This is a genomic window from Streptomyces diastatochromogenes, assembly GCF_002242805.1.
Lineage (GTDB): Bacteria > Actinomycetota > Actinomycetes > Streptomycetales > Streptomycetaceae > Streptomyces > Streptomyces diastatochromogenes.
The window spans coordinates 694,762-718,816 of record NZ_MCGQ01000007.1 but is presented as its reverse complement, the minus strand read 5'-3'; the positions used below and the strand labels follow the sequence as shown (position 1 = coordinate 718,816).

Annotated in this window: 24 protein-coding genes; 16 read left to right on the top strand and 8 right to left on the bottom strand. The window is 71.5% G+C overall.

Features of this window, described 5'->3' with window-relative positions:
• Positions 1-11 precede the first annotated feature (11 nt).
• The 5 genes from BEK98_RS07885 to BEK98_RS07865 all read right to left on the bottom strand — a co-directional run bounded on the left by BEK98_RS07885 (position 12) and on the right by BEK98_RS07865 (position 6,720).
• Positions 12-1,559 (bottom strand): type 1 periplasmic-binding domain-containing protein, encoded by a 1,548-nt coding sequence (locus BEK98_RS07885; protein ID WP_094215637.1) that lies wholly within the window; start codon positions 1,557-1,559, stop codon positions 12-14.
• Positions 1,559-3,655 carry a hypothetical protein gene (locus BEK98_RS07880; RefSeq protein WP_094215758.1) on the bottom strand — a complete coding sequence of 699 codons (2,097 nt, stop codon included), beginning with the start codon at positions 3,653-3,655 and terminating at the stop codon, positions 1,559-1,561. The genes BEK98_RS07885 and BEK98_RS07880 overlap by 1 nt, the downstream gene beginning before the upstream one ends.
• 87 nt (positions 3,656-3,742) lie before the next feature.
• A complete protein-coding gene (locus BEK98_RS07875) occupies positions 3,743-5,128 on the bottom strand; it encodes a condensation domain-containing protein (protein ID WP_094215636.1) in 1,386 nt (461 codons plus the stop codon).
• Between the two features lie 178 nt (positions 5,129-5,306).
• A complete protein-coding gene (locus tag BEK98_RS07870; protein WP_094215635.1) occupies positions 5,307-6,278 on the bottom strand; it encodes an isopenicillin N synthase family dioxygenase in 972 nt (323 codons plus the stop codon).
• Positions 6,271-6,720, bottom strand: coding sequence for a nucleoside deaminase (locus tag BEK98_RS07865; RefSeq protein WP_094215634.1), 450 nt, complete (start codon positions 6,718-6,720; stop codon positions 6,271-6,273). The genes BEK98_RS07870 and BEK98_RS07865 overlap by 8 nt, the downstream gene beginning before the upstream one ends.
• 113 nt (positions 6,721-6,833) lie before the next feature.
• Between BEK98_RS07865 and BEK98_RS07860 the strand changes: the two genes are divergently transcribed.
• From BEK98_RS07860 to BEK98_RS07850, 3 genes are all read left to right on the top strand, one after another.
• The gene (locus tag BEK98_RS07860; protein ID WP_094215633.1) at positions 6,834-7,601 is read left to right on the top strand and encodes a CDP-alcohol phosphatidyltransferase family protein; all 768 of its coding nucleotides are present in this window, start codon (positions 6,834-6,836) and stop codon (positions 7,599-7,601) included.
• Positions 7,602-7,791: 190 nt separating this feature from the next.
• Positions 7,792-8,238, top strand: coding sequence for an RICIN domain-containing protein (locus BEK98_RS07855; protein WP_094215632.1), 447 nt, complete (start codon positions 7,792-7,794; stop codon positions 8,236-8,238).
• Between the two features lie 160 nt (positions 8,239-8,398).
• Positions 8,399-10,273: a serine/threonine-protein kinase gene (locus BEK98_RS07850; protein ID WP_107428260.1), complete on the top strand. Its 1,875-nt coding sequence runs from the start codon at positions 8,399-8,401 to the stop codon at positions 10,271-10,273.
• Between the two features lie 10 nt (positions 10,274-10,283).
• Here the strand turns inward: BEK98_RS07850 and BEK98_RS07845 are convergent, their stop codons facing one another.
• Positions 10,284-11,258 (bottom strand): quinone oxidoreductase family protein, encoded by a 975-nt coding sequence (locus tag BEK98_RS07845; RefSeq protein ID WP_094215631.1) that lies wholly within the window; start codon positions 11,256-11,258, stop codon positions 10,284-10,286.
• A 114-nt stretch (positions 11,259-11,372) separates the two neighbouring features.
• Here BEK98_RS07845 and BEK98_RS07840 point away from each other — a divergent pair, with 114 nt between their 5' ends.
• The 5 genes from BEK98_RS07840 (at position 11,373) to BEK98_RS07820 (ending at position 16,472) form a co-directional block, all read left to right on the top strand.
• Positions 11,373-11,708, top strand: a complete 336-nt coding sequence (locus BEK98_RS07840; protein ID WP_094215630.1) for an ArsR/SmtB family transcription factor — start codon at positions 11,373-11,375, stop codon at positions 11,706-11,708.
• A 198-nt stretch (positions 11,709-11,906) separates the two neighbouring features.
• Complete coding sequence (locus BEK98_RS07835) at positions 11,907-13,082, top strand: hypothetical protein (RefSeq protein ID WP_244201771.1); 1,176 nt, start codon at positions 11,907-11,909, stop codon at positions 13,080-13,082.
• Positions 13,079-14,680, top strand: coding sequence for a vWA domain-containing protein (locus tag BEK98_RS07830; protein ID WP_094215629.1), 1,602 nt, complete (start codon positions 13,079-13,081; stop codon positions 14,678-14,680). Before BEK98_RS07835 ends, BEK98_RS07830 begins: the two co-directional genes overlap by 4 nt.
• A complete protein-coding gene (locus BEK98_RS07825) occupies positions 14,667-15,422 on the top strand; it encodes a hypothetical protein (protein ID WP_143684083.1) in 756 nt (251 codons plus the stop codon). Before BEK98_RS07830 ends, BEK98_RS07825 begins: the two co-directional genes overlap by 14 nt.
• 102 nt (positions 15,423-15,524) lie before the next feature.
• Positions 15,525-16,472 carry a DMT family transporter gene (locus BEK98_RS07820; protein ID WP_094215627.1) on the top strand — a complete coding sequence of 316 codons (948 nt, stop codon included), beginning with the start codon at positions 15,525-15,527 and terminating at the stop codon, positions 16,470-16,472.
• On the opposite strand, the gene BEK98_RS07815 is transcribed toward BEK98_RS07820, so the two are convergent.
• Positions 16,369-17,250 carry a LysR family transcriptional regulator gene (locus BEK98_RS07815; protein ID WP_094215626.1) on the bottom strand — a complete coding sequence of 294 codons (882 nt, stop codon included), beginning with the start codon at positions 17,248-17,250 and terminating at the stop codon, positions 16,369-16,371. The genes BEK98_RS07820 and BEK98_RS07815 overlap by 104 nt on opposite strands.
• Positions 17,250-17,561 carry a PLD nuclease N-terminal domain-containing protein gene (locus BEK98_RS07810; protein WP_094215625.1) on the bottom strand — a complete coding sequence of 104 codons (312 nt, stop codon included), beginning with the start codon at positions 17,559-17,561 and terminating at the stop codon, positions 17,250-17,252. Before BEK98_RS07810 ends, BEK98_RS07815 begins: the two co-directional genes overlap by 1 nt.
• Before the next feature lie 76 nt (positions 17,562-17,637).
• On the opposite strand from BEK98_RS07810, the gene BEK98_RS07805 reads away from it, so the two are divergent.
• The 8 genes from BEK98_RS07805 (at position 17,638) to BEK98_RS07770 (ending at position 24,053) form a co-directional block, all read left to right on the top strand.
• Entirely contained in the window at positions 17,638-19,089 is a 1,452-nt protein-coding gene (locus tag BEK98_RS07805) for a menaquinone biosynthesis decarboxylase (protein WP_094215624.1), read from the top strand.
• On the top strand, positions 19,086-19,988 hold the full coding sequence (mqnP, locus tag BEK98_RS07800) for a menaquinone biosynthesis prenyltransferase MqnP (RefSeq protein ID WP_094215623.1): 903 nt from the start codon (positions 19,086-19,088) through the stop codon (positions 19,986-19,988). Before BEK98_RS07805 ends, mqnP begins: the two co-directional genes overlap by 4 nt.
• A gap of 69 nt (positions 19,989-20,057) precedes the next feature.
• Positions 20,058-20,732 (top strand): UbiX family flavin prenyltransferase, encoded by a 675-nt coding sequence (locus BEK98_RS07795; protein WP_094215622.1) that lies wholly within the window; start codon positions 20,058-20,060, stop codon positions 20,730-20,732.
• Positions 20,733-20,821: 89 nt separating this feature from the next.
• A complete protein-coding gene (locus BEK98_RS07790; protein WP_066995366.1) occupies positions 20,822-21,277 on the top strand; it encodes an Lrp/AsnC family transcriptional regulator in 456 nt (151 codons plus the stop codon).
• Between the two features lie 38 nt (positions 21,278-21,315).
• Positions 21,316-22,479, top strand: a complete 1,164-nt coding sequence (gene mqnE / locus BEK98_RS07785) for an aminofutalosine synthase MqnE (protein WP_094215621.1) — start codon at positions 21,316-21,318, stop codon at positions 22,477-22,479.
• A gap of 4 nt (positions 22,480-22,483) precedes the next feature.
• Positions 22,484-23,008, top strand: coding sequence for a GNAT family N-acetyltransferase (locus tag BEK98_RS07780; protein WP_094215620.1), 525 nt, complete (start codon positions 22,484-22,486; stop codon positions 23,006-23,008).
• A gap of 75 nt (positions 23,009-23,083) precedes the next feature.
• The gene (locus BEK98_RS07775) at positions 23,084-23,392 is read left to right on the top strand and encodes a DUF4229 domain-containing protein (protein WP_094215619.1); all 309 of its coding nucleotides are present in this window, start codon (positions 23,084-23,086) and stop codon (positions 23,390-23,392) included.
• 10 nt (positions 23,393-23,402) lie between these two features.
• Positions 23,403-24,053 carry a TetR/AcrR family transcriptional regulator gene (locus BEK98_RS07770; RefSeq protein ID WP_094215618.1) on the top strand — a complete coding sequence of 217 codons (651 nt, stop codon included), beginning with the start codon at positions 23,403-23,405 and terminating at the stop codon, positions 24,051-24,053.
• Positions 24,054-24,055 lie beyond the last annotated feature (2 nt).

Here is a 24,055-nt window from a genome sequence, read left to right as displayed (position 1 = left end):
CGGCCCGGCGCTCAGGACGGCGGCAGGCACTCCTTCGCCGGCGGCTTCTCCTCCGGCCAGGCGATCTTCACGAACCGTGAGCCGCCCTCGGGGGTCAGCTCCACGATCGGCACGGCCTTGTCGTACGGGTTGCCGTGCACGTCCAGGCAGATCCAGCCGCTCGCCCCGCTCACCCGGAGCGAGCCCTTGACCTGCGGCCACTGCAGACCGACGTCCGCGAGCGACGGGACGTTCCGCCCGTCAGGCACCGCCTCGCGGATGCCGTGCACCGCCAGCTGCAGGGCGTCGTAGCCGATGATCAGCTGACCGTCGTCCAGCGCGACCGAACCGATCGGCCCGGACGGCTTCCGTTCGGCGGCCGTCAGCAGCCGCTGCAGCACCCCGAAGTCCGCCGCCGAGCCACCGGTCTTCGCCGGGTCCTTCGCCCAGGCGTCCGGGTGGGCGAGGGAGGTGTAGCGGACGGAGAGGTGGTGGCGCAGGGCGTCGCGGTCCAGGTCGCGCTCGTGGGTCAGGTACGACGCCTCGTCACCGGTCAGCACCGTGAACTTCCGGTCCTGGCAGCCGCGTCCGCCCAGCGCGTTGATGAACTGCCGCAACTGCGTGTGCCGTCCCGCGAACAGGATCGTGTCGGTCTCCCGGGAGGTGTCGCACACCAGGTGTGTGATCTGCCGGAAGGTGTTCGCGGTCGTGCCCTCCTTGCTGCGGTCGGCGGGCGGCGTGAACGGCTGCGGCTCGTACGGCGAGCCCTTGATCAGCGCCGCGAACGACTCCTGCAGCGTCCGGGTGTAGGGGTCGCCCGGCTTGTCGTACACCAGCAGCGCCTTGCCCGCGCTCACCTTGGCGAAGGACGCCAGCGCGCGGGCCTCGTCGGTGTTGGTCGGCGACACCCGGGCGAGGCCGGGGTAGGGGTCCTTGCCGCCCTGCCCGTTGGCCAGGTCGTCGGCGGTGATCGAGGAGCCGACCACCGGGATCCCGCGCCGGGTCAGCGCCTGGACGGCCTTCTTGTTGTTGTCGGTGCTCTGCCCGATCCCCGCCACGGCCCGCAGCCGGTCCGCGCTCGTCGTCATCCGCGCCAGCTGGTCCACCGTCTGCTCCCAGTGGTCCCCGGTCGCGCCCGGGTTGGCCAGCACCAGCCGGATCGCGGGCGCCTCCCCGTTGGCGTCGTGGTTGGCCTGGTACTGCGCCAGGTAGGCGCCCTGCAGCTGGTGCTGGATGTCGTTCAGGTTGGTCGCGGCGGTGGAGCTGTACGGCAGCATCAGCGCGACCGTGACGTAACTGCCGGGCTTGAGACGGTCGTTCTCCCGCGCGATCGCCCGTACGACGTCCCTCAGTTGCGCGTGCTCGAAGTCGTACGAGCCCGTCGCCACGCCCACGCACTCGTCGCTGTCCGCAGGCCGGGACACCCCGGGCGCACAGGAGCGGTCCTCGTGCATCAGCGTCCGGACCCCGAACACCAGCCCCGTCACCAGGGCCGCCGTCACCAGCAGCGCCAGGTAGCGGCGCAGCGGGATCTCCCACACGCTCTCGCGCACCCACGTGCCCACGCCTCTGCGCGCCATCACGCCTCCCCGCTCCGGTCGTCCGGGCCGTCGTCCGTGTCCTCGGGGTCGCCTGGATCGGCCATCGGGCGCCCGGCGAGCGCCGCCGCGGGCCAGTCCCGGGAGGCCCGCCAGAGCAGCGCGTTGCCCGCCGGCCGCAGGTTGGACAGCTGCTCCAGCTCGAACCGGAGCCGGTCGCACACCTTCGGGTCGGGCAGCACCAGCGGATCACCCAGCTGCCACACCGCGTGCAGCAACCGCCGTACCCGCAGGTGCAGTACGGCGTCCGCGCCCTCGGGCGGCTCCTGCCCGGCGTCCGTGCGGCCGAGCGCGACCGCGGCCCGCCGGTCGCCGTGGCCGGTGAAGTCGCGGCCGTCGGCGTCGTGCGCGTGGAAGTAGGGCGCGGACGCCACGAAGCGCAGGGTGCGCAGCCAGGTCCGGATGTCCGCGGTGTGGAAGGTGTCGCGCAGCTCGGCGACCGCCGACTCCGTGTTGCCCAGGGCGAGTTCGTGATGGAGCCGGTAACGGGCCTGCCCGGGCTCCGGGTAGTGCGCGATCAGCGTCTCGTGCGCCGTACGCCACGACGCGTGGTCGGGGTCCCGCAGATGCAGCCTCAGCAGCAGCAGGGTGCGCACGAAGGGGTCGCCGACGAACTGGCCCGGCACGGTGGGCAGCCCCTCCTCGGCCAGCCGGGTCCGCAGCGCCCGTACGTCCGCCGGGCCGAAGGTGTCCGGCAGCAGGGCCGCGGCCAGCGCGCAGGCCGAGTCGTGGTCGTGCGCTGCGGCCAGCACGGTCAGCTCGTCCAGGTGCTCGGCGGGCACCAGCCGGTCCAGCAGCGCCTGGTAGGCGGGGGAGGCGTCGTGGTCCTCGTCCAGCCGTACGTCGGCGGTGAGCAGTTCGCCGAGCGAGCCGGCCCGGTTCTGCGCGGCGGACTCGGCGAGCAGCGCGATGCCCAGCGGGTTGCCGCCGGTCAACCGGTGCGTCGCGTGCGGGAGTTGGGGCGGGACCGGGACGTCGTCGCAGACGGCGCCGACGATGTGCAGGGTGTCGTCCGGGCTCAGCGGGGCGAGCGCGACCAGCAGCGCCCGCGAGGAGGGGGCCGCGTCCGGGGTCCAGCCGCTGCGCCGGGCCACCTCCGGCAGCTCCCGCCGGACCGCGCTGCGCAGCTCCCCGCGGCCCTCGCCGCGCCGGGCCGCGACGAACACCACCTGGTCCGTGATGCCCTGGGCACGGTCGCTCAGCACGGCCTCCACCAGCCCGGGCCCCGGCGCGGTCTGCGCGTCGTCGATCAGCACCAGGGGCCTTCCGAGCCGCTGCATGCGCGGCAGCACCCCCGCGTACGCCTCCGTCAGGTCGGCCAGCAGCGCCCGCACCAGATACCGCTCGGCGTGCTCCCGGGAGGTGCCGCCCGCCCGGAAGTGCTCCGCCAGCAGCATGAGCCCGCGCTGGGCGTGCCCGCCCGCGTTCGGGTACGTCCGGTACCACACCGACGCCTTCTGGTGCCGCCGGCTGGTGAAGCCCTCGGCGACGGACTCCAGGGTCGCCTCGATCGCGCCGGACACCAGCGGCCCGGTGCCGGTGGCCGCGGCGACCACCTTGGCCGCCACCTTCCCGGCCCAGCGCCCGGCCAGACCGCTGACCCACGAGCCGCTCTCGTTCAGCAGCAGGATCCGCTCGACCTCCCGGCGGATCCGCTCCGAGTCGGCGTCGCCCCAGCCGCTCGCGGCCACCGCCACCAGGCCCGACATCAGCCGCGGAAAGGTGATCCGCCCGGCGCCCGTCACCGGCGCCGCCAACTGCTCGGCGATCACCAGCAGCGCCTGCGCCACCGGCGACCACGACTCGGCGGGCCGCTCCGCGGGCGGCCCCGCGAACTGCGGCTCCGCACAGTCGATCAACGCGACCGGCGTGTGCCCCTTGTAGGCGTCCCGTAACTCGGCCAGCACCGCGCTCTTGCCCAGACCGCGGGCGCCCGTGAGCACCACGAAGGGCAGCTCGCCCGGGTGCTCGAACGGATGACCACGGTGCTGGTGGGGGCGCAGGCCCACGAGCCGGGGCGCGAGACCGGCCGGATCGACGTCGAACAGCGCTCCTCGCCCGTGCAACCGTCTGTGCACCACATCCCCCCTCAACAGCAGTGTAGAAAGGGGGAGTTGTCACTGACCAGGGTCAGTGATGTCCGTTGGGTTACGAAATTGACCGGGCTACGACGCCGTCGCCGCGAGCAGATCCCTCAGCCGTTCGACGTACAGCCGCACGTTCTTGGCCGCCACGTCGGTGTCCGGGTAGCGGCTCGCCAGCCACAGGCCGTCGTGCAGCCGGGAGACCCACACGCACACCTGGTCGCCGTACGACACCCGCATCAGCCCGTACGCCTTGTGCTCGGCCCACTGCCCGGCGCCCGGGATGCCGCGGGCGTCCAGGAACGAGACGATCGAGTACAGGTCCGGGGAGGTCGGCCGGAAGTCCGTGCCGAGCAGCTTCAGCACCCGGGCGAGCGGCATGCGCGCGAGGGACCGGTTGGCCTGCAGCTCGGCGCGCACGGCCCTGAGGGTGCTCGGCAGGTCGGGCGTGCCGGCCACGGGCACCTCGATCGGGGCGCCGCCCACGAACCAGCCCACCGAGTCGGACCAGCGGGACTTCACCCGGGTGTGGAACGGCACCACCGTCCGGTACACGGACTGCCCGCCGAGTTCGTGGACGATCAGGCCGGTGGCCGCCAGCAGACCGACCAGGCTGCCGCCGTGGGGCCGGCAGTACGCCTCGAACGCGGCGGCCGTGTCCGCGTCCACGAGCGGCTCGCAGAGCATCTTCTGCGGCGGCAGCGGACCGCCGGGTTCCAGACCGACGTCGACGGGGAAGCTCGGCAGCGTACCGTCGCACCGCCCGATGAACTCCCGCCAGCGCGCCACGACGTCATGGCTGCCGTCGATCCGGTCGGCATCCGCCCGCTCGATCTCGCAGAAATCGACGTAACTCGCGGCCGGCGTCCGCACCACGGGTCCACGCCCCTCGACGCCCGCCGCGTACAGCTCGTGGATCTCCGCGGGGATGCCGTGCACGGAATAGCCGTCCACGTTGCTGTGGTCGAAGGCCATGTACACGCTGGTCGAGTCGTCCCGCACGACCGCCGTGTAGATGAGGTTCGGCCAGCGCAGGGCGTCCGCTACGGCGTCGAAGCGGTCCTGGAGATGCGCGACCAGGGCGTCCGCGTCGGCGAAGTCGCCGACCGTCTCGCGCCGCAGGGACACGTCACCGGCGTCGAGGGTGAACCGGCGCAGCCGGTCGCCCGCCCAGCGGAAGCCGCTGCGCAGCGTCTCGTGCCGCAGCGTCCAGGCCCGCAGCGCCTCCTGGAGCACGTCGAGATCGACCCGGCCCGGCAGGTCGAAGGCGGTACCGAGCCAGGTCGGCACGAACAGCCCGCCGTCCCGCACCGACCTGGCCGTCCTGATGTGCGACTCCTGGATGTAGGCCGGCGGCCGGGAGTCGTCCGGGAGCCCCTTCGCCGTCTCGACGGTGGCCGGACTCAGCGTCCACTCGACGAGCCGCCCCGGCCGGACCTCGCAGCGCTGGATGTCAGTGATTCGCACGCGTCTCCGATCGCAGAAGGGGGCCCGTGAATGTGGGCCCCCTTCAAGGGAATGCCGTCGGACGCGGCCGGGACATGCCCACCGGGGGCATTTCAGTGGAACGGGTGGCGGGGCGAACGTGGAAGTGAATAACCGACGGTGATCGTGCGGGGTCAGCCGATGATGATCGGACGGGGGTTCAGCCGACGGTGATCGAGTCCAGCTTCTCCCGCAGGTACACATGCGAGTCGACGGGCGGGTACGCCACCCGGCCCACCGGCGCCGGCACGGACTCGACCAGCGTGCCCGGCGTGCACTCGCCGAAGTACACGAGGGACATCAGCTCCTCGGCGGGCGCGTCGGAGGGCGGCGGCAGCACCCGGTGCCGCCCCGACCGCCACCGGTCACCGGTCCAACGGGCCATCAGATCACCGATGTTGATGGTGAAGGCCGCCGGGTCGTAGGGCGCGTCCTCCCACCCTCCCTCATCCGTGTACACCTGCAGACCGCCCTTCCCCGCCTGCCGGTCCAGGATGGTGACCGTCCCGAAGTCGGTGTGCGGCCCGATCCGGAACTGCCCGGGCTCCGGCTCGCCGACGACCTCGGTCCCCGGATACCAGTTGATGTTGAAGCCGTACGTCGGATGGTCCATGTGCCGGGAGAAGAAGTCGGGTTCGAGCCCGAGGGCGTACCCCAGCAGCGACAGCAGTTCCTTCTCCAGCGCGGCCATCTCGGCGAGGTACTCCTCGCACAGCGACCGGAGCCCGGGGATCTCCGCCGGCCACACGTTCGGCGCGTACCACTCGGCGTTGACGACCGGGTCCTCGAACGGCTCGTGCGTGGCGAAGGTCAGCGACTCCTTCAGGTCGGGCGGGGTCTCGGTGCCCTCCGCGTACGCGTTGGCCTCGGCGCCGGGCCCCAGCCAGCCGCGCCCGCCGACCTTGGCCTCGTACCGCCGCTTGACCTCGTCCGGCAGCAGGAAGAAGTCCCGGGCGGCCGCGCGGATCCGGGCGCGCAGCTCCGGCTCCACGCCGTGCCCGGTGACCAGCAGGAAGCCGGCGGTCCGCAGGGCCCGGTCGACGGTACGGGCGAGGGCCGCCCGGGCCTCGGGGCCGCCGTCCAGCCAGGACCGGAGGTCGATGGTCGGGATCGAAAAACGGGGCTCACTCACCGATGTCCTCGTTCCACAGAGCCGGGTTGTCCTTGACGAAGGCGCGCATCATCTCGACGCACTCGGGGGCGTCCAGCAGCACGATCTCCACGCCGTGCTCGGCGAGCCAGTCGTGGCCGCCGTGGAAGGTGGCCGCCTCGCCGATCACCACGCGGGGGATTCCGAACTGGCGGACCAGGCCGCTGCAGTACCAGCAGGGGGAGAGGGTGGTCACCATGGTCGTGCCGCGGTACGTGCGCTGCCGTCCCGCCGCCTGGAACGCCGCCGTCTCCGCGTGCATGGAGGGGTCGTCGTTCTGGACGCGGAGGTTGTGGCCGCGGCCCAGCAGGGTGCCGTCGGGGCCGTAGAGGGCCGCGCCGATCGGGATGCCGCCCTCGGCGAGTCCGGCGCGGGCCTCGGCGACGGCGGTGGCGAGCCAGGCGCGGGCCTGTTGCTGATCCATGCCTTCACTGTTGCCCGGTGACGGCACCCGGGCAACGCGCGGCGCCCGCGTTCGGGTGGCCCGAACCCCCTCTGTACCCTTGCCCGATCACATCGCGCGGGAGGGAAACGCCCATGGTCGCTGCCCCGGTTCTGGAGGAGCTGCGGGAGGTCTGCCAGCCGTACGCCAAGCTGGCGAGCCGCAACGGGGAGCACTGGGCGGGCCGGCTGTACATGCGCAGGCTCTCGCTGCGGTTCACCCGGCAGCTGGTGCGCACTCCGGTCACCCCGGACCAGCTGACCTGGACCATGGTGGTGTGCGGGATCGCCTCCGGCGCGGCCCTGCTGATCCCCGGCCTGACCGGTGCCGTCCTGGCCGTCGTCCTCATGCAGCTGTTCCTCCTCTTCGACTGCGTGGACGGCGAGGTCGCCCGCTGGAAGGGGCAGAACAGCGCGACCGGCATCTACGTGGACCGGCTCGGGGCGTACCTCGCGGACGCGGCGCTGATGGCGGGGATCGGGTTCCGGGCGGCGGAGAACGGCCTCGGCGGCTGGCTCTCGCTGGGCATCGCCACCGCGCTCGGGGTGGTCCTGCTCAAGGCCTCGACCGACCTGGTGGACGTGGCCCGGGCCCGGCGCGGACTCGCGGTGGCCGACGACGAGTCGACCCGGCCGCGGTCGCAGGGCGTGGCCACCGTGCGACGGCTGGCGGCGGCCTTCAAGATCCACCGGGTGACGAACGGCATCGAGGCGTCCCTGGTCCTGCTGGCGGCGGCGGTCGGGGACACACTCACGGGCGGGGTGGAGGTGACCCGCTGGGCGCTGGTCGCGCTGGCCGCGATCACCTGGCTGATGGTCCCGGCCCATCTGCTGTCGATCCTGGCGTCGTCGCGGCTGCGTTAACGCATTGCTGGGGGTGATCGCGGCGGGGTAGCGTGACGCCGACCTCAATGATCGATTCGGCATGTCAAGGCCGCTGTCACTCTTCACCCTCGGGTGAACGCAGCGCACGCGCCGCTCACCGGTCGTACGCCCGCAGGTGAGGCAGCCGTTGTCGCCGGACACGACATTCGACCTGTGAACGGGGAACTCCATGAAGAAGCGTTTGGTGGCCAAGTTCGTCGCCGCGGCATGTCTCGCCCCGGTGTTGGCCCTTGCGGGTACGGGGCAGGCATTCGCCGCCGACCACGCCGTCACCTGGAAGAGCAAGAGCAACGGCGAGTACCTGGCCTACTTCAACAGCAAGGTCCGTACGACCTCCGCCACCGGGGCGAGCATGAAGTGGGACGAGAACAAGCAGTCCGACGGCTCCTTCACCATGAAGCACCACCTCACCGGGAAGTGCCTCGACAGCAACAGCAACGGCGCCGTCTACCTGGGTGCGTGCAACGGCGGCGACTACCAGAGGTGGTACGAGAGCAACGACTCCTCGGGCTGGAACCTGCAGAACAAGGCGACCGGGCGCACCCTCGGGCTGTCGCCCAGCGGGGCCGTCGTCACCGCTCCCGACGCGGGCGCCCCGCGCCAGCGCTGGAGCTGATCCGCAGCTCGTTGGGTCGAGTTGGCCGGGCCGGTCCGCATCCGTTCGAGACGGGTGCGGCCCGGCCCGGCCCTTTTTTCCGTGCGCACGCCCCCCGGAGCCGCCGGTGCTGTCGCTGAAGTAGGTTGCAGAAAGCCAAGTGACCCACAGGGGGAGAGACTTGAACGGGGAACAGAACGGCGTCGAGTCGCTGGAGGACGGCGATCCCCGGCGGATCGGGCCGATCCCGCTGGTCGGGCGGCTCGGGGCCGGCGGCATGGGGCGGGTCTACCTGGGTGTGCACGAGGGCCGGTACGCGGCCGTCAAGCAGGTGCTGCCCTCCGTGGTGGGCGAGGACCAGGACTTCGTACGGCGCTTCGGGCACGAGCTGGACAACCTCGCCCGGCTGCCCGCCGAGGCCACCGCGCCGCTGCTGGCGGGCGACCGGGATGCCAGGCCGCCGTGGTTCGCCACCGCGTACGTGCCGGGACTGACCCTGCGCGAGGCTCTTGAGGTGCACGGCGGGCCGCTGCCGCCCGAGGCGCTGTGGCTGCTGCTGCGGGAGGCCGCGGCGGGGCTGGCGGCGGTGCACGAGCTGGACATGGTGCACCGGGACGTCAAGCCGTCCAACGTCATGCTCACCCTTGAGGGGGTCACCCTCATCGACTTCGGGGTCGCCCGGGCCGCCGAGCAGAGCCAGCTGACCCGGACCGGCATGGTGGTGGGCACCCCCGCCTACATGTCTCCCGAACAGGCCTCGGGGGCACGGCGGTTGACCGGCGCGGTGGACGTGTTCGCGCTGGGTTCGGTGATCGCGTTCGCGGGCAGCGGGCGGCCGCCGTTCGGGGACGAGTCCGGGCACGGCGTGCTGTACCGGATCGTGCACGAGCAGCCCGACCTGGAGGAGCTGCGCGAGGCGGACGCGGAGCTGGCCGCCGTCGTCGCGTCCTGCCTGGACAAGGATCCCGAGGGCCGGCCCAGCGCCGCCGAACTCCTCGAACTGGCCGCCGGCCGGGGCCCGTCCGAGCCCCCGCTGTGGCCCGAGTCCGTCACCGAACGGCTGGCCGCGCGGGCGGCGTTCGCGGCGCAGGTGCCGGAGGTGACGGCGGTGGAGCCCGAACCGGAGCCCGAGCCGGAGGCCGGGGCCGAGCCCGAGGTGGTCGTACGGCCCTCCGGGAAGCAGCGGGAGGCGGAGCGGCCCCGCGAACGGCGTCGTACGCGCATCCTGTTGGCGGTCGTACCGGCCGTGGTCGTCGTCGGTACGGCGACCCTGGCCTTACAGCTCCTGCCGTACGCCACCGACTCCGGCCGGGAGGACACCGCGGGCACCCCCGGGGCCTCCGTCTCCGCGTCGGCCGATCCGGCGCCCGGTCAGTCCTCCGCGAGCCCGTCCGGCAGCGGGAAACCGGGCGGGAAGGGCTCGGCCTCTCCCGCGGGGAAGAAGAAGCCGGGCAAGGGAGGTTCGGGAGGCGGCAAGGACGGCGCCGGTGGCTCGGGCGACTCCGGTGGCTCGGGTTCGACGGGTGGCGGAACCAGCACCAGCGGCGGTGGCTCGGGCTCCGGCTCGGGCGGCTCGTCCGGCGGTTCCAGCAGCTCCGGCGGCTCCTCCGGGGGCTCCTCGGGCGGTTCATCGGGCGGTTCCAGCAGCTCCGGTGGCTCCTCTTCCGGAGGGACCGCCACGACCAGCCCCGGCACGGGAAACTTCCGGCTCAAGAACGGCGAGAACGACAAGTGCCTGATCCAGGTCTACGGCTCCACGGGTCTCGGTGACTGCTCGGCCTCGTCCGCCGTGTGGACGTTCCGCAGCGCCTCGGGCGGCTCCGTCAAGGTCGTCAACGTGTCGTCCGGCGCGTGCCTGAGCGCCAACGGCAAAGGCCAGGCCGTCTTCGTCGGCGACTGCGCCCAGAGCAGCAACGTCCGCCTGTGGAAGACGGGCTCGGGCAACTCCCTGAGCACCGTCTACGACGGCGGCTGCCTCGACCTCGCCTACGGCGGCGGGACGGCCGAGGCGACCTGCCAGTCCGGCGCCGCCTCCCAGAGCTGGGCGAGGACGTGAGACGGGGCGCCTAGGCGGTCACGCGGAGCAGCAGCTTCCCCGTGCTCGTCCGGGCGCCCATCAGCCGGTGTGCCTCCGCCGCGTCCGCCAGGGGGAACTCGGCCGTGACCGGCAGGGCCACCGTGCCGTCGACCGCCTTGGCGAAGGCCTGTTCGGACAGGCGGCGCAGCTCGGCCGGGGCCGTCCTCGCGAGGGTCAGGATGGAGAAGCCGGAGACCGAGATGCCGAGCGGGTACAGCTCGGGCTGGCCCACGGTCCACGGCTCGGCGGAGCCGGCGTTGCCGAAGGAGACCAGGCGGCCGAAGGGCGCCAGGGAGGCGAGGCCCGCGCGCAGGGTGTCGCCGCCGACCGGGTCCAGGACCAGGTCGACGCCCCGGCCGCCGGTGGCCTGCCGCACCGGGTCCTGGAAGGCGCCGACGAACACCTCGTCGTAGCCGTGCTCCTTGGCGAAGGCCGCCTTCGCCGCCGAGGACACCACGCCGTACACCGCTCCGGCGCCCGCCGCCCGGGCCAGCTGGCCGGCCACCGTGCCGATACCGCCGGCCGCTCCCTGGACCAGGACCGTCTCGCCGGGCTGGAGCCGGCCGACCTGGTGGATCAGGGCGTACGCCGTCGGCAGGACCGTCGGGAGCGTGGCCGCCGTGCGCAGGTCCACGCCCGAGGGGAGCGGGAAGACGGTGGTCGTGTCGGCCACGACCACCTCCGCGTACGCCCCGCCCTCCGTCAGCGCCGCCACCTCCTGGCCGACGGCCAGGCCGGTGACGCCCGCGCCGAGTGCGCGGATCCGGCCGGAGACCTCCAGGCCGGGGACGTAGGGCAGCTCCGGCACCCGGTAGCCCTCCGCGCGGGCCTTCAGGTCGGCGAAGTTCACGCCCGTGTAGGCCACGTCGATGCTCACCTGGCCGGGGCCGGGCTCGGGCGCCTCGGCCGTCACCGCCCTCAGCACCTCGGGACCGCCGTACTGCTGGAACTCGACCGCGCGCATGGCGCACCTCCGGCTCGGGAAGAGTGTTCAACAAAAAGCGAACACTCGCGAGTGTATGATTTTCATCGAACACTCGGCAAGTGGTCGAGCGGACACGGCAGCGAGGAGGGCGGCATGGCCGCGAGCAGCCACCGGGCCGCCCCGGAGCACACCCACCCCGATCAGGTGTCCGTCCTCACCGCGCTCTCCGCCCTCGCCGACCCCGTGCGCCTCACCCTGGTCAGGGAGCTGGCCGGCTCCACCGAGTGGTCCCGCAGCTGCGGCAGCTTCGACGTGCCGGTCGGCAAGGCGGCCCTCAGCCACCACTTCGCGGTACTGCGCGGCGCGGGCCTGGTCGAACAGCGGGACGAGGGGCCCAAGCGGGTCAACCGGCTGCGCCGGACGGAGTTCGACGCACGCTTCCCGGGGCTGCTCGACCTCGTCCTGCATACCCCCGACCCAAATCCCTGACAGACCTTCACGTTCCTTTTGGCGCACGTTCGTTGAGCGTTCGACCGTGGTCCGTCCTGCGCGCAGACGATCCTGCCCCCGCTCACTCAGGAGACCCGGGTGGCCACGCAGAGAACAGAGACCGACAGACCTCGTCAGACCGGTGAGCCCCGCCTGAAAGTCGGCGCTCCGACGGTCTTACCCAGCCGGCGCTCCCGTGTGCGCCGGCTGGTCCCGCGCGTCGTCGCGGGCGCCACCGCGCTCTGCGCGTTCGTGGTGTTCGTCCAGGGGCATGTCGCCCTGCCGTTCACGCGCATCGTCACCATCGAGGCCAAGATGGCCTCGAAAGCGGACTACTTCGAGGATCCCGAGGTCCAGCGACTGCTCGTCCGGCACGGCTTCCGGGTGCACATCACCCGCATGGGCTCGCGCGGCATCGCCGCCCAGAACTACGACGACTACGACGTCGTCTTCCCCTCCGGACAGCCCGCCGCCGACCTGATCACCAAGAAGCGCGCGGCCGAGGGGCACCCGGCGACGACGTACCGCCCGTTCGTCAGCCCGATCGTCCTCGGCACCTATCGCGAGTACGCCGAGACGCTGCAAGAGGCCGGGATCGCCACCCCGCTGCCGGGCGTGCCGGCCGGAGCGAAGCCGCTCTACTACTCGCTCGACATGGAGAAGTTCCTCCGGGCGACCGCCGACGGGCAGCGCTGGACGGGCCTCGGCATCGAGCGGCACGGCATCCACAACGGCAACAAGGTGCTCGCCCAGACCTCCGACATCTGCGAGGCCAACTCCGCGGGCACCTACCTGGGGCTGGTCTCCTACGTGTGGAACCACGACAACATTCCGCAGAACGCGACCGAGGCGACGCGTTTCGCCGACCGGATCAGGCTGCTGCTCAACGACCAGGGCATGCCGTCCTCGGAGCAGAACGACACCTACGTCTCCGCCGAGGGCAAGAGCATCGCCCCGATCGCGGTCATCTACGAGCACCAGTTCCTGGCCCACCAGATCACCGCACAGGCGGACAGCGGCCGGGCCGACAGCGAGCGCGTCCTGCTCTACCCGACGGCACGCTTCGTCACCGAGCCGCAGTTCATCGCGCTCACCCCGCAGGGCGACCGGCTCGGCGAACTGATCACCAAGGACCCGGACCTGCAGAAGCGCGCGATGGAACTGGGCTTCCGGGTCAAGGACGCCGCCGGTGCCGCCTCCACCAGCGACGCGCTGACCCGGTTCCTGCACCAACGCCACATCCAGGCACCGGTCCTCGCGGACGACGACACCAAGGCCGTGCTGCCCCGCCTCGAACTGCTGGAGCGGATGATCGAGGTGGTCGGGGACTGCGACCCGGTCGCGCAGTCGGCGGCCGGCGGGGAGGCGCCGTGACCTCACGCCGCGGGAGCGCCCGGCCGCTCACCCTCGCCCTCTGTCTGGCCCTCCTCGCCGCCCTGGTCTCCTGCTCCGGTGGTGGCAGCGGTCCCGACACCACCCTGCGCGTGCTGGCCAGCGACGAACTCGCCGACATGGGACCCCTGCTGGACCAGCTGCGCGAGGACACCGGGGTCCGTCTGGACCTGGACTACAAGCCGACCAACGACGCCGGCGACACCCTGCTGACCGGCCGCCACTCCTACGACCTGGCCTGGCTCTCCTCCGACCGCTACCTCCGGCTCCGGGCGAAGCAGGCCCCCGCCGGAGCCGCCCCGGCCACCGGCGTGCAGCGCACCTCGATCATGCGCTCCCCGGTCGTGGTCGGCCTCACCCAGGACGTGGCCCGGCGACTGCGCCCCAAGGCACCGGGCGGACGCGTGTCCTGGGCGGACATCGCCGACGCCGCCGCCACCGGCACCGTCCGCTTCGGCATGGCCGACCCCCGGCACAGCAACAGCGGCCTCGCCGCCCTCGTCGGCGTCGCCACCGCCGCGGCCGGCACCGGCGGCGCGCTGCGCCCCGAGGACGTCAGCTGCGACCGGCTGCGCGGCTTCCGCTCCGGCCAGACCCTCACCGCCGAGACCTCCCGCGACCTGCTCGACGCCTTCGCCGGCCGTCCGGGCCGCACCAACGCCCTGATCACCTACGAGTCCGAGCTGCTGACCCTGAACGCCTCCGGGCGGCTCAAACAGCCGCTGGTCATCGTGCACCCCGCCGACGGCATGGTCCTGTCCGACTACCCGCTGCTCCTGCTCGACCCCGCCCGCCGGGACGCCTACGACCGGGTGGTGAAGTGGCTGACGGACCCCGGCCACCAGCGGGACATCATGCGGCGCACGCTGCGTCGCCCGGTCAACACCGCCGTCCGCCGCGACGAGCGGCTCAAGGCGCCCCTGGACAACGCGCTGTACTTCCCCGACGACCCGGCCGTCCTCGACCGGCTCCTGGACGACTACGGCGACCCCCGGCGCCGCGTCGCCGACCAGGTGATCTTCCTGCTCGACTTCTCCGACTCCATGCGCGGCGCCCGTACGACCGCGCTGCGCGCCGCGTTCGCGGGCCTGAGCGGGGCGGACTCCTCGGCCGCGGCCAAGTTCGTCCGCTTCTACCAGGGCGAGCGGCTGACCGCCGTCCGCTTCGGCGGCCGGCCCCTGGACGAGCGCACGGTCACCGTCCACGGCGCGGCCGACCTCACCCGGCTGGAGGACTTCGTCGCCGACGGCGGCTACGACGGCTCCACGGCGATCTGGTCCGCCCTGGACCACGGCTACGCCACCGCCGAGCGGGCCGTGCGCGAGGACCCCGGGCGGGCGGTGTCCATCGTGCTGATGACCGACGGCGAGAACAACGCGGGCATCGGCCGGACCACGTTCGTCAGCCGCTACCGGGCCCGCCCCGCCGACGCCCGCGCGGTGCACACCTACCCCGTCTACTTCGGGGACGCCGACGCGGCGGAACTGCGCCAGGTCGCCTCGGTGACCGGCGGCCGCATGGTCGACGCCCACGACTCGTCCCTGTCCACCGCGTTCAAGGAGATCCGTGGCTGTTCTTGACGGCACCTGGTGGAGCGCCTGGTGGGGCGCGATGACATGGTGGCTGGCAGCCTTCGCCGGCCTGCTCGTGCTGGCCGTGCTCGTCGTACGGCAGGCCCTCCGACGGGTCAGGAAGGCACCCGAGGACCCCAACTACCTTCCGCTGTACCTGGACAACGACGCCGTCATGGGTCTGTTCAAGATGGGCAACTACCGGTCGGCGCTGCGCCGGGAGGTGGAGGAGCGGCGCGTGCGCAACACCGGCTGTCTGGCGGTGATTCCGCTGGTGTCCCTGCTGTTCCAGCTGACCGGGGGCAGAACCACCGAGGTCGTCGCCAAGTACGTGGAGAACAGCGAGCCGATATCGGTCATCGGCCTGCTGCTGTCCGTGCTGCAGCGCAAGGACGCGCTCGTCCGGGTGCGGCTGCGCCGGGACTCCGGAACGGTCACGCCGAACCGCGCCCTGCTCGCGGACGCGGCCGCAGGCGAGGTGGTGCTCAGCGAGATCGGCGAGTTCGTCATGGTCACCGGCCGGTTCGAAGCCCAGGGCAGCCAGGGCGAGACGCTGGTGATGCGGGCCCCCTACGGAGACGGCGAGGAGGCCGCACACCTGCGGGTCGTCCTGCGCGTCGAGGGGCTGCGCACCCCGGACCGGCAGCTGCCCGAGGGCGAGTTCCAGGCCCACTGCCTGGGCAAGGTGACGAGCTGGCGCTCCGGCACCCGCGAGGTGGTGCTCCAATACCCGGTGGCGGTCTTCCAGTGAGGGCGCCCGACCTGCGCCCATCGGCCCGCCCGATGCCCCCATCGGCAGGACGCCCCAGCGGCCCGTGGACCGGCACCGGCGACCCTTCGTAGCGTCGTCGGCATGACCCCAGAGCACAAGGGCACGGCCCAGCTGACCACCGCGATGATGCTGTCCGGCACCCTCGGCGTCTTCGTCGTCGAGTCGGGCGCCTCGCCCTTCGACGTCGTCTTCTTCCGCGTCCTGTTCGGCGCCCTCGCCCTCGGCGGCTACGTCCTCGCACGAGGGTGGCTGCGCGACCACGGCTTCACCCCGCGCACCCTCGGACTCGCCGTCCTGGGCGGGGTGTTCATCGTCTTCAACTGGGTGCTGCTGTTCCAGTCGTACGAGAACACGTCCATCTCCGTGGCCACCGTGGTCTACCACACGCAGCCCTTCTACGTGGTCCTCCTCGGCGCCCTCCTCTTCCGGGAACGGCTCACCGCCGCCCGGGTCGGCTGGATCGCCGTCGCCTTCGCGGGCCTGATCCTGGTCTCCGGCGTGACCCCCGCCGACTTCACCGGCGGCGGCGCCTACCTCACCGGCATCGGCCAGGCCCTGCTCGCCGCCCTCCTCTACGGCCTGTCCACCCTGGTCACCAAGCGGATCACCGGCGTACGCCCGCATCTGATCGCCCTCGTCCAGGTCCTGGTCGGCATCCCGCTGCTGCTCCCGTTCGCCGACTTCGGCGCGATGCGCGGGACCGGCTGGGACTGGGGCTGGCTCATCGGGCTGGGCTTCATCCACACCGGCGTGATGTACGTCCTCATGTACGCCGCCTACGCCCAGCTGCCCACCGCGAAGATCGCCGTACTCGCCTTCGTCTACCCGGCCGTGGCGATGGTCATGGACTGGGCGGTGTACGGCCACCACATCGGCCTCGTCCAGGCGCTGGGCGTCCCGCTGATCGTGACGGCGAGCCTGAAGGTCACCCTTGCTCGACCACGAGCCGCCGCGCCTGCTCCACGAACAGCCGGGCATGGGCCGGAAGCCGCTTCCCGGACCGCCACGCCAGCTGCGTGCGAAGCGTGAACGGCGGCTCCCACGCGAGCCGTACGAGGGAGCCCGTCGCGAGTTCGGCGGCGACCGTCACCTCGGGAAGCAGCGCGATCCCGAGGCCGGCCGCCGCCGCGCGCTTGGTGGCCTCGATCGTGCCGAACTCCATGAACTCCACCGGCTTCAGCGCCGTCAGCTCCCGCTCGAACAGGTCCCGGTAGGCGCAGCCCGGCTCGGTGGCCAGCAGGGACTGCCCGGTCAGATCGGCCGTCGCGACCGCGGCTCCGGCCAGCGGGTGCCCGGGCGCCGCGACCAGCGCCAGCGGCTCCACCGCCAGCACCGCGCTCTCCAGGCCCGGGTGTCCGGTCTCCTCCTCCATCAGGAAACCGACGTCGTACGTCCCCTGCCGCAGCGCCTGCCGGGTCTCGTCGCCGATGGTGGTGCGCAGGGCGAGCCGCACCTTCGGGTGGCGGTGGTGGAAGTACTCCAGCAGCGGGGGCAGCCGGTAGGAGGTCAGGGACTCCATGGTGCCGACGGTGAGGGTGCCGGACGGCTCCTCGGCTCCGGTGACCGCCGCCCGGGCCTCCTCGGTCAGCTCGATGATCTGCCGGGCGTAGGGCAGCAGCCGCTCGCCCGCCTCGGTGAGCCGGATGCGGCCGCCGAGCCGGTCGAACAGCTCGACGCCCAGGTCGGACTCCAGGGTGCGGATCTGGCTGGTCACGCTGGACTGCGCGTACGACAGTTCGGCCGCCGCCCGGGTGAAGCCCAGGACCGTGGCGACCTTCTCGAAGGTGACGAGCAGCCGGAGTTCCATCAGCCCTTCTCGGGGTCGTCCTTGTCGAGGGACTTCAGGAACTCGGGGTTGTCGTCGGGGGCGACCCAGTTCGCCGCGGTGTTCCTGTGCCACTCGGAGGGGGTGGAGCCTTCCCCAGCGGGGGCGCGCCGCACCTTGCCGGTGATCAGCCAGGCGACCGGGCCCACCAGCACCTCGCCGAAGAGCAGGATGATGATCACCCACACCACCTTCGGCAGGTGGCGCACCTCTTCCTCGGGGGTGTTCAGGCAGTCCACGAAGGCGTAGATCCACAACGCCAGGACCAGCAGGAACGGCAGATACCTGAGCATCGACGTGCGCCCTCTTCGAGATGTGAGTAGGCCCCGGTGACCGGGCCAGGGTATCGGGTGACAGATACTGGGACACATGGCTTACGACGATCTTCGCTCCCTGCTCAGGGCGCTGGAGCGCGAGGGAGACCTCAAGCGCATCAAGGCCGAGGTCGACCCGTATCTGGAGGTCGGGGAGATCGTCGACCGGGTGCAGAAGTCCGGGGGACCGGCGCTGCTCTTCGAGAACGTGAAGGGCTCGGCGATGCCCCTCGCGATGAACGTCTTCGGGACGGACCGGCGGCTGCTGAAGGCGCTGGGCCTGAAGTCGTACGGCGAGATCTCCGAGAAGATCGGCGGGCTGCTGCGGCCCGAGCTGCCGCACGGGTTCGTGGGCGTGCGCGAGGCGTTCGGGAAGCTGGGCGCGATGGCGCACGTGCCGCCGAAGAAGGTGAAGGAAGCCCCCGTACAGGAAGTCGTCCTGCACGGCGACGAGGTGGACCTCGACCGGCTGCCGGCCCTGTTCACCTGGCCGAAGGACGGCGGCTCCTTCTTCAACCTCGGGCTCACCCACACCAAGGACCCCGAGACCGGCATCCGCAACCTCGGCCTGTACCGCCTGCAGCGGCACGACAAGCGCACCATCGGCATGCACTGGCAGATCCACAAGGACAGCCGGAACCACTACCAGGTGGCGGCCCGGCGCGGCGAGCGTCTCCCGGTCGCCATCGCCTTCGGCTGCCCGCCGGCCGTGACCTACGCCTCCACCGCCCCGCTCCCCGGGGACATCGACGAGTACCTCTTCGCCGGGTTCATCGCGGGCAAGCGGACCGAGATGGTCGACTGCAAGACGGTGCCGCTCCAGGTCCCGGCGAACGCCGAGGTCGTGCTGGAGGGCTGGCTGGAGCCCGGCGAGATGCTCCCGGAGGGCCCCTTCGGCGACCACACCGGCTTCTACACCCCGCAGGAGCCGTTCCCGGCCCTGAAGATCGACTGCGTGACGATGCGGAAGCGCCCGCTGCTCCAGTCGATCGTCGTCGGCAGGCCGCCCACCGAGGACGGCCCGCTCGGCCGCGCCACGGAACGCTTCTTCCTGCCCCTCCTGAAGATCATCGTCCCGGACATCGTGGACTACCACCTGCCCGAGGCCGGCGGCTTCCACAACTGTGCGATCGTCTCGATCGACAAGAAGTACCCGAAGCACGCGCAGAAGGTCATGCACGCGATCTGGGGGGCCCACATGATGTCCCTCACCAAGCTGATCGTGGTCGTGGACTCCGACTGTGACGTGCACGATCTGCACGAGGTCGCCTGGCGGGCCCTCGGCAACACGGACTACGCCCGCGACCTCACGGTCGTCGAAGGCCCCGTCGACCACCTCGACCACGCCTCCTACCAGCAGTTCTGGGGCGGCAAGGCGGGCATCGACGCCACGAAGAAGTGGCCCGAGGAGGGTTACACGCGCGACGGCGGATGGCCGGACATGGTGGAGTCCGACCCGGATACGGCGGCCCTGGTGGACCGCCGCTGGAAGGAGTACGGCCTGTGAGCAGCGCCTCCGCGGCACTCCCGCAGCCGGGACGCACCAAGGCGTTCCTCCGCCTGGTGATGATCGAGCACTCGGTCTTCGCGCTCCCCTTCGCCTACATCGCCGCCCTGACCGCGATGTACCAGTGGGACAGGAACATCCACTGGGGCCGGCTCCTTCTCGTCACCATCTGCATGGTCGGCCTGCGCACCTTCGCCATGGCGGTCAACCGGATCATCGACCGCGAGATCGACGCCCGTAACCCCCGGACGGCCCACCGCGAACTCGTGACCGGCGCGATGTCGGTACGGCACGCCTGGACGGGCGCCCTGATCGCGCTGGTGATCTTCCTGGGCGCGGCGGCTCTCCTGAACCCCCTGTGCCTGGCCCTGGCCCCGATCGCGGTCATCCCGATGGTGGTCTACCCGTACGGCAAACGGTTCACGAACTTCCCGCAGGCCATCCTGGGCCTGGCGCAGGCGATGGGCCCGGTCGGCGGCTGGCTCGCCATCTCGGGTGAGTGGTCCTGGGACGCGGTGATCCTCGGGCTCGCCGTCGGCATCTGGATCGGCGGCTTCGACCTGATCTACGCCTGCCAGGACGTCGAGACCGACCGCGAGACCGGCGTGATGTCGGTCCCGGCCCGCTTCGGCATCCCGGCGGCGATCTGGGGCGCGCGGGTCTGTCACGCCGTGACGACGGGGTTGTTCGTCTGGTACGCCCTGACGACGCACGCGGGCGCCTTCTTCTGGCTGGGCCTGGCGATCGTCGCGGGCGCGTTCGTCTACGAGCACCGGATCGTCCGGCCCCACGACCTCTCCCGCCTGAACAGGGCGTTCTTCAGCGTCAACGGGTTCATCGGGATTGCCCTGTTCGTGTGTGCGCTGCTTGATCTTCTGGTTCGGGGTCTGACGGTCTGAGCGCGGTGCGGTGCCGTGGGTGGCCCGGCCCGGCCTGAGCACCTTTTCGTCCGCCGGTACGCTCAAGGTGTGAACGCAGGAGAAACGCAGCGCGCGCCTTGGATCGTGGGGGTGTCCGGAGCTTCCGGGACGCCGTATGCCGCTGCCGTGCTGCGGGCGCTGCTGGACGCGGGGGAGGCGGTCGACCTGGTGGTCAGCCGGGCCTCGCGGCTGACGCTGCTGGACGAGACGGGGATCTCGTTCCGGGACGCGCACTGGCAGGAGGACCTGCGGGAATGGCTGGCCCGGGGCGCCGACGGGAAGCCCGGGACCTTCGACGTGGACGTGAGCGGGGTGCGGTACTGGAGCGCGGGGGATCTCGCGGCGGGGCCGTCCTCGGGGTCGTACCCGGCGAAGGGGATGCTCATCGTCCCGGCCTCCACGGCCTGTGTCGCCGGTGTCGCCCTCGGGCTGTCCAAGGATCTGCTCCAGCGTGCGGCGAGCGTCACACTGAAGGAGCGCCGGCCGCTGGTCGTGGCCGTACGGGAGACCCCCTTGAACGGTCAGACCCTGCGGCACCTCGTCGCGCTCGACGACGCGGGGGCCGGCGTGGTGCCGGCCTCACCCGCCTTCTACGCGGGCGCGACCCACATCCAGGATCTGGTGGACTTCGTCGCCGGGCGGGTGCTGGACGCGGCGGGCGTCGGGCACGGTCTGTACCGGCGCTGGAAGGGCGAACTCGGCGGCGGCTCAGCCGTCCGGTAGTCGAGCAAGTCGAGCACGACGGGCAAGTCGCAGTACCTCTCATCACTTCAGGAACGTTCAGAACTTTTCCAGGGGAAGGCTTCGATCGCATGGACGCGGTGGACAGGCAGCTCATCCAGGCCCTGAGGGAGAACGGCCGGGCCTCCTACGCGGAGCTGGGACGCCTCGTCGGCCTGTCGGGACCCAGCGTCACCGACCGCATCAACCGGCTGGAGGCGGCCGGTGTCATCACCGGTTACCGCGCCACCGTGAACGCGGCCTCCCTCGGCCTCGGCGTGACCGCCCTGATCGGCATCTCGCTCTCCGACGCCGCCGACCACGAGGACGTGGCGCAGCGGCTGAAGGAACTCCCCGAGATCGAGGACTGCTGGTTCATCGCCGGCGACGACTCCTACATGCTCAAGGTGCGGGCGGCCGACGTGGACGGGCTGGAGCGGATCATCCGGCGGCTCAGCGGGACCAAGGGCGTGTCCCGGACCCGTACCACGATCGTGCTGTCCACGAAGTGGGAGAACCGGGTCGGGGAACTTCCCGAAGAGGTCTAGGCGTACCGTTGGGCGAGCTGTCGTAGAAAGGTGTTGGCATGGACGTCGGGCTCAAGCGCGAGCTGGAGGAGAAGGTCCGCTCCGGTGAGCGGCTGACCCGCGAGGACGGCATCGCGCTGTACGAGTCGGACGACCTGGCCTGGCTGGGCGGCCTCGCGCACGAGGTGCGGACGCGCAAGAACGGTGACGTCGTGCACTTCAACGTCAACCGGCACCTCAACATGACGAACGTGTGCACGGCCTCCTGCGCCTACTGCTCGTTCCAGCGCAAGCCGGGCGAGAAGGACGCGTACACGATGCGCATCGAGGAGGCCGTCCGGCTCGCCAGGACGATGGAGTCGGAGAACCTCACCGAGCTGCACATCGTCAACGGCCTGCACCCGAACCTGCCGTGGCGCTACTACCCGCGCTCGCTGCGGGAGCTGAAGGCCGCCCTGCCGAACGTCTCGCTCAAGGCCTTCACGGCCACCGAGATCCACCACTTCGAGACCATCTCCGGGCTGAGCGCGAGCGAGATCCTCGACGAACTCATCGACGCCGGCCTGGAGTCCCTCACCGGTGGCGGAGCCGAGATCTTCGACTGGGAGGTCCGCCAGCACATCGTGGACCACCGGACCCACTGGGAGGACTGGTCCCGCATCCACCGCCTGGCGCACGAGAAGGGTCTGAAGACCCCGTGCACCATGCTGTACGGCCACATCGAGGAGCCCCGCCACCGGGTCGACCACGTCCTGCGCCTGCGCGAGCTGCAGGACGAGACGAACGGCTTCCAGGTCTTCATCCCGCTGCGCTACCAGCACGACTTCGTGGACATGAAGGACGGCAAGGTCCGCAACCGCCTTCAGGCGCGGACGCAGATGGCGACCGGTGCGGAGGCCCTCAAGACCTTCGCCGTCTCCCGCCTGCTCTTCGACAACGTCCCGCACGTCAAGGTCTTCTGGGTCATGCACGGCGTGCAGACCGCCCAGCTCGCGCTCCAGCACGGCGCCGACGACATGGACGGCTCGGTCGTCGAGTACAAGATCACGCACGACGCGGACAACTACGGCACCCCGAACAAACTGACCCGCGAGGACCTGCTGGACCTGATCCGCGACGCCGGCTTCCGTCCGGTGGAGCGGAACACGCGGTACGAGATCATCCGCGAGTACGACGGCCCGGACCCGCTGCGCCGCGAGTCGCCGCAGCCGATGCGGGTGTGAGCCGGTGACGCTGTCGTTCGAGCTGGACCCGGCGGTCTCGCCTGCCCTCAGGGACGACGTGCTCACACTGTGGGCCGACGTCTCCAACGCGGGCGGTTCGGTCGGCTTCGTGCCGCCGGTGACCGCCGACGAGATACGCCCCGAGCTGGTCAAGCACCTCGTCGCGATGGCCGAGGGCCGTACCCGGCTGCTGGTGGGCCGGGACGGGACGGGCGCGGTCGCGGCGACCGCGTTCCTCACGTACAACACCCACCGGCTGATGAAGCACTGGGTGTGGCTGTACACGGTGATGGTGCACCCCCGGCACCAGGGCAAGGGCTACGGCCGCGACCTCCTCGCGGCCGCCGCCGACGCCGCCCGCGGCCTCGACGGCGTCGAGGCCATACGGCTCACCTGCCGGGGCGGCCTCGGCCTGGAGCACTTCTACGGCTCCTGCGGCTACAAGGAGGTCGGCCGGATACCCGGCGCGATCCGGGTCGCGCCCGACGACGACCGGGACGACATCTTCATGCTGCTGCCGCTGCTCTGACCCCGCTGCAAGATCGGGTCCGCACCGTGCTTCACTGGACGGTGCCCCTATTTGGAATCGGAAGAGTGGATTGAGATGCTCCGATACACGCTGATGCGCCTCGGCATCTTCGCCGGCTGCCTCGTGGTCGTCTGGGGAGCCGTCTACTCCGGGATCTTCCCGCGTGGCTTCGGCGACTCCAACTTCCTGTGGGTGCTGCTGCTCGCGATGGTGCTCTCGGCGCCGATCAGCTTCGTGGTGCTGCGCAGGGAGCGGGACCGGGCCTCCGTGCAGATCGTGGACAGGGTCGACCGGATGAAGGCCAACCTGGATGCCAACCGCAGCCAGGAGGACGGGGCGGACGACTCCGCGCGGGCGCAGGGCGGGGCAGCCGCGCCCAACTAGTCTTGGCGCTATGGGTGCCGTGAAGACCAAACGGATGCCGAGGGCGGTTCGGGAGCAGCAGATGCTCGACGCCGCCGTGCGGATCTTCGGCCAACGCGGCTACATGGCCGCCTCGATGGACGAGATAGCCGAACTCGCGGGCGTGTCCAAGCCGTTGGTCTACCTGTACCTCAACTCGAAGGAAGACCTCTTCACCGCCTGCATCCGCCGCGAGGCCGGCGCCCTGACGGAGGCCGTCCGGGCCGGGGTCCGCGCGGGGCTGCCCGCCGACCGCCAGCTGTGGGACGGGCTCCAGGCGTTCTTCGCGCACACCGCCGAGCACCCCGACGGCTGGTCCGTGCTGCACCTCCAGGCCCGCACCCACGGCGAGAACTTCGCCGCCGAGGTCACCGCGATGCGCGAGGAGATCGTCGCGTTCGTGACCCAGCTGATCGCGGTCGCGGCCCGCGAGGCCCACCGTGACCCCGACCTTCCCGAGCGCGAGGTCGCCGGGCTTGCCGAGGCCCTGGTCGGAGCCGCGGAGTCGCTCGCCGCCTGGGCGAACGCCACGCCTGGAGTCACGGCACGGCAGGCGGCGGCCACGTTGATGAACTTCGCTTGGGCGGGGCTGGGCAACCTGATGAAGGGCAGCCCTTGGACTCCGCCGGCGGGTGAGGTGTAGCG